Raw genomic sequence first — 3,755 nt, 5'->3', positions numbered from 1 at the left:
CCGCCTTAGAGACCGACCTGCTCGCCAGCCAGCGAGGCGGAAACAGCAGAGGAAGCGCCGTTGCGCCGTTGTCGACGCAGCACATGTTCGACCAGATTCATCGGACAGAACGGCCCACACATTGAACAGGCGCGTGTCTTGGAAGCGCGCTCGTCGAAGATGCGCCGGGCTTCCGCGGGATAGAGAGCCAGCTCAAATTGTCTCTCCCAGTCGAGATGATAGCGCGCCTCCGACATCTGCCGATTGCGGGCCAGTGCCTGAGGATGGCCGCGGGCCACGTCGGCGGCGTGAGCGGCGATCTTGAAAGCGACCACGCCCTCGTAGACCTGGCGCGGATTGGGCAGGCCCAAATGCTCCGCTGGCGTCAGGTAGCAGAGCATATCGGCCCCGTGCATGCCGGCCAGTGCCCCGCCGATAGCCCCGGCGATGTGATCGAAGCCGGCGGCGGTATCGACAGGCAGCATGCCCAGAATGTAGAAAGGAGCGCCGCGACAGAGCTTCTTCTGAAGCTGGACATTGGTCTGCACTTCGCTGAGCGGCACATGGCCCGGGCCCTCGACCATCACCTGCACGCCAGCGCGCCGTGCCCGCTCGACCAATTCACCCAGGATAATCAGCTCGCCCACCTGAGCGCCATCAAGATCATCGGCCAGCGACCCCGGACGGAGGCCATCGCCCAGGCTCAGCGTCAAATCGTACTGGCGAGCGATCTCCAGCAGCCAATCGAAATGCTCATAGAGCGGATTCTCGGCCCCGTTCTCCAGCATCCAGGCCGCCAACAGACCCCCGCCGCGCGAAACAATGCCAGTCACACGGGCCGCCTGGCGGTAGTGATCGAGAGACTGGCGGGTCACCCCACAGTGAACGGTGATAAAGTCGACTCCGGCCTTGCCGTGCTCCTCGATCGTCTCAAAGAGCGCATCGGCGCTCATCTTCAAGAAGGAACCCTTTTCGCGCACCGCCCGAAACTCAGCCTCGTAAATAGGAACCGTCCCCAACGGAACGGCGCAGGACTCGAGCAGGGTCTGGCGAATGGCGGGGATATCGCCGCCGGTCGAGAGGTCCATCACCGCATCGGCACCTGCCTCCTGTGCCAGAGCAAGCTTTTGGCATTCCTCCTCCAGATTAACATAGTCGTAAGAGGTGCCGAGATTGGCATTGACCTTCACCAGGAGGCCCTGGCCAATAGCGGTGAAGTGGGAGAGGCTGCGGTGGTTGGGATTGGCAGGAATGACTGCCAGGCCGGCAGCTACCTTGTCGCGGATCTCTTCGGGAGAGAGGCCCTCGGCCTGGGCCACATAGGCCATCGCCTCAGTAATCTGGCCCTGACGGGCCTGCTCAAGCTGGGTTGGCACTGTTCCACCTCCGGTCGGAATAGTGACCTGAAGGGGAACCGGCAGCGGGTTGGGCGGCCAGACGGACCCTTCCCTCCGCCGGTATTACCCGGGTCAGGTTCGAGGGGTCGGCCCCGCTCATAGAGGCCCTCTCAGCCCGGTCGTTTGCCCGAGCTCCCCCAGGTCCAATCAAGCAGAAGCGCTCAGTCTTCTTCTGAAAGAATCATACCATATCGATCTTGCTGCTGAAACCTGGCTGCAGACCGCCAGAGCACTTCCCTGGCGGTCTGAGCGCGTCTGGAAAGCAAGCCTGTGAGAGAGGAAATACCCAGCCGTAGGCCTCGAGCGCGTGGACCTATCGCCCGACAGAACAGCTCAGCAGGAGGAAAACAAGCAGAGGAGCAGCCTCGGCCAAGGAGTGACCAGTTCCGGCGGCTCCTCCCATGGGCCAGACTCAGGCCGCTAACCAGCCCCCGTCGACGGGCAAGATGGCCCCGTTGATATAGCTTGCTTCCTTGGAGGCCAGAAAAGCAATGGCGGCCGCAATCTCATCGGGCGCCGCTACCCGCGAAGGCGCACTGGCGCGGATAAAGGCTCCGACCCGTTCCAGACCGGATTGATTCGGCTGACCCGCTCCCAGACCGATGGCCGTCGCGACCGCTCCTGGACAGACGGCATTGCAGCGGATACCGCGCTCGCCGTAGTGGAAAGCAATGCTGCGGGTCAGACCGATCAGGCCATGCTTGGAGACCGTATATGGGGTGCCGGCAGCGCCACCGCGTAGCCCAGCCTCGGAGGCGGTATTGACGATTGTGCCACCCCCCTGCTCCAGAAAGATAGGGATAGCGCGACGGCAGGCCAGGAAAGGACCGTAGAGATTGACGGCCAGAACGCGCTCCCACAGCTCTAAAGGGACCTCGGCGGCGGGGGTCATCAGGTCCATAATGCCCGCATTGTTGCAGAGGATATCGAGCCGTCCATAGGTCGAGATAGCAGTCGTCAGCATCGTCTCAACGCCGCTCTCCGAGGCCACATCAGCAGTGCAGGCCCGAAGCCTGGCGCCCTGCTCTTGCAGCTCTGCCGCCAGAGCCTGCAGCGGCTCCTCGACAATGTCGACGGCGACCACAGCGGCACCCTCCCTGGTGAGGCGCTGCACCAGTGCGCGACCGATGCCCGACGCGGCTCCTGTCACCACGGCGACCTGTTGCTCAAAGCGCATCATCTCTTGTATACTCCTTCTTTGCCAGGCTGGAGATAACAGAACAACTGAGAAAGAAGCACTTGAAACTCTAGCCGTGCCTACTGCTTGATTTGATGTAGTGATAGTCGCTTGATCCCAAGCGGCGTCTAACTACCAGAGCAGCGACATGAGAGCACGCGCGAGCTGGTTGTCAGCGCCGCTTGCTCGCATTATAATGTCACTAACTGACAAAAGTCAATGAAAGAAAAAAGCGAATGAGTGACACAGCCATTTCAGAGCAGAACCAGGCGGGGCAGCCTGGCCTGCGTCAGCGCAAGAAGCGCCTTCTCCAGGAAGCCATCGAAGAGGCTGCACTCAAGCTTTTCGTGCAGCGTGGCTACGAAGAGACCTCGATTCAAGACATTGCCGAGGCGGTCATGATCTCGCCGCGGACCTTCTTCCGCTACTTTCCATCCAAGGAAGCAGTCTTACTAGGCCCAACGCGCGCCGTCATGCAGGCCGGCTTAGAGCATCTGCGCGCACTGCCGCCGGGCCAGTCCGGCATTGAGGGAGCGCGCGACGCACTGAGGATCGCCTTGCTGCGCATTGCCGATCTCTACCAGCAGCAGCGTCGAGGTTTTCTGCTCCGCTATCGGATTGCCCAGCAGGTACCGTCAGTAGCGGCTTTCTACCTGTATGCGCTTCTGGATGCCGAAATAGCCTTTAATGATCTGCTCCAGGAGCGTATGAGAGGCACCTGTGAGAGCAGCAAGCTCCGCCTGCTGGTAGCGACCCAGGTTGCTACCCTGCGAGTCGCCCTGGAACAGTGGCTTGACGAGGGAGCACAGAGCGATCTCCAGACTCTTCTCGCAACTTATCTTGGGGAAGGCGACTGAGAAGCTGGACCTCTCCTTCTCCGTCTCTGCGCCGGCCTCTGGAAAGTCGGGCTTGCGGACGAATCGCTCAGCACCAGGACGAAGAAGGGAGCTGGCCTGAGGCGGAGGCGCTCGCTGAGAGAAGGTGCTCGGCGCAAAGAGCGACTGCCGTACGTACTAAAGGGGCAGGAACAACCAGCCCGCTTGCGTACGGCAGTCGCTCAAGGGGGGCTGAAAGGTATCTACGCCCACCTGCTCCAGGGGATGGAAGCAGAAGCTATGAAGAAGCTACACCAGGTCTTGAGCTGGGGAGAAGTGATGAAGGAGCCGCAAGCAGAGGAACATCCCGGCCATCGTGAGAATGAG

Annotated in this window: 3 protein-coding genes and 1 riboswitch; of the genes, 1 reads left to right on the top strand and 2 read right to left on the bottom strand. The window is 61.3% G+C overall.

The genetic code is table 11. The features are described from left to right. Positions 1 to 5: 5 nt before the first annotated feature. Both thiC and ACFMO7_RS05035 read right to left on the bottom strand, forming a co-directional pair. Entirely contained in the window at positions 6 to 1,355 is a 1,350-nt protein-coding gene (gene thiC, locus ACFMO7_RS05040) for a phosphomethylpyrimidine synthase ThiC (RefSeq protein WP_376794422.1), read from the bottom strand. Between the two features lie 52 nt (positions 1,356 to 1,407). After that, positions 1,408 to 1,525: riboswitch (TPP riboswitch) on the bottom strand. A 263-nt stretch (positions 1,526 to 1,788) separates the two neighbouring features. After that, positions 1,789 to 2,556, bottom strand: a complete 768-nt coding sequence (locus ACFMO7_RS05035; protein ID WP_376794421.1) for a glucose 1-dehydrogenase — start codon at positions 2,554 to 2,556, stop codon at positions 1,789 to 1,791. A 233-nt stretch (positions 2,557 to 2,789) separates the two neighbouring features. Here ACFMO7_RS05035 and ACFMO7_RS05030 point away from each other — a divergent pair, with 233 nt between their 5' ends. Next, on the top strand, positions 2,790 to 3,410 hold the full coding sequence (locus ACFMO7_RS05030) for a TetR family transcriptional regulator (protein WP_376794420.1): 621 nt from the start codon (positions 2,790 to 2,792) through the stop codon (positions 3,408 to 3,410). The last annotated feature ends 345 nt before the right edge of the window (positions 3,411 to 3,755 follow it).

The sequence above is a fragment of the Thermogemmatispora sp. genome (genome assembly GCF_042408735.1).
GTDB lineage: Bacteria > Chloroflexota > Ktedonobacteria > Ktedonobacterales > Ktedonobacteraceae > Thermogemmatispora.
This window is presented reverse-complemented; position numbering and strand designations above follow the sequence as displayed.

Coding starts and splice junctions, on each gene's coding strand:
- ACFMO7_RS05035 (WP_376794421.1), bottom strand. CDS start 2,556: ATGATGCGCTTTGAGCAACAGGTCGCCGTGGTGACAGGAGCCGCGTCG.
- ACFMO7_RS05030 (WP_376794420.1), top strand. CDS start 2,790: ATGAGTGACACAGCCATTTCAGAGCAGAACCAGGCGGGGCAGCCTGGC.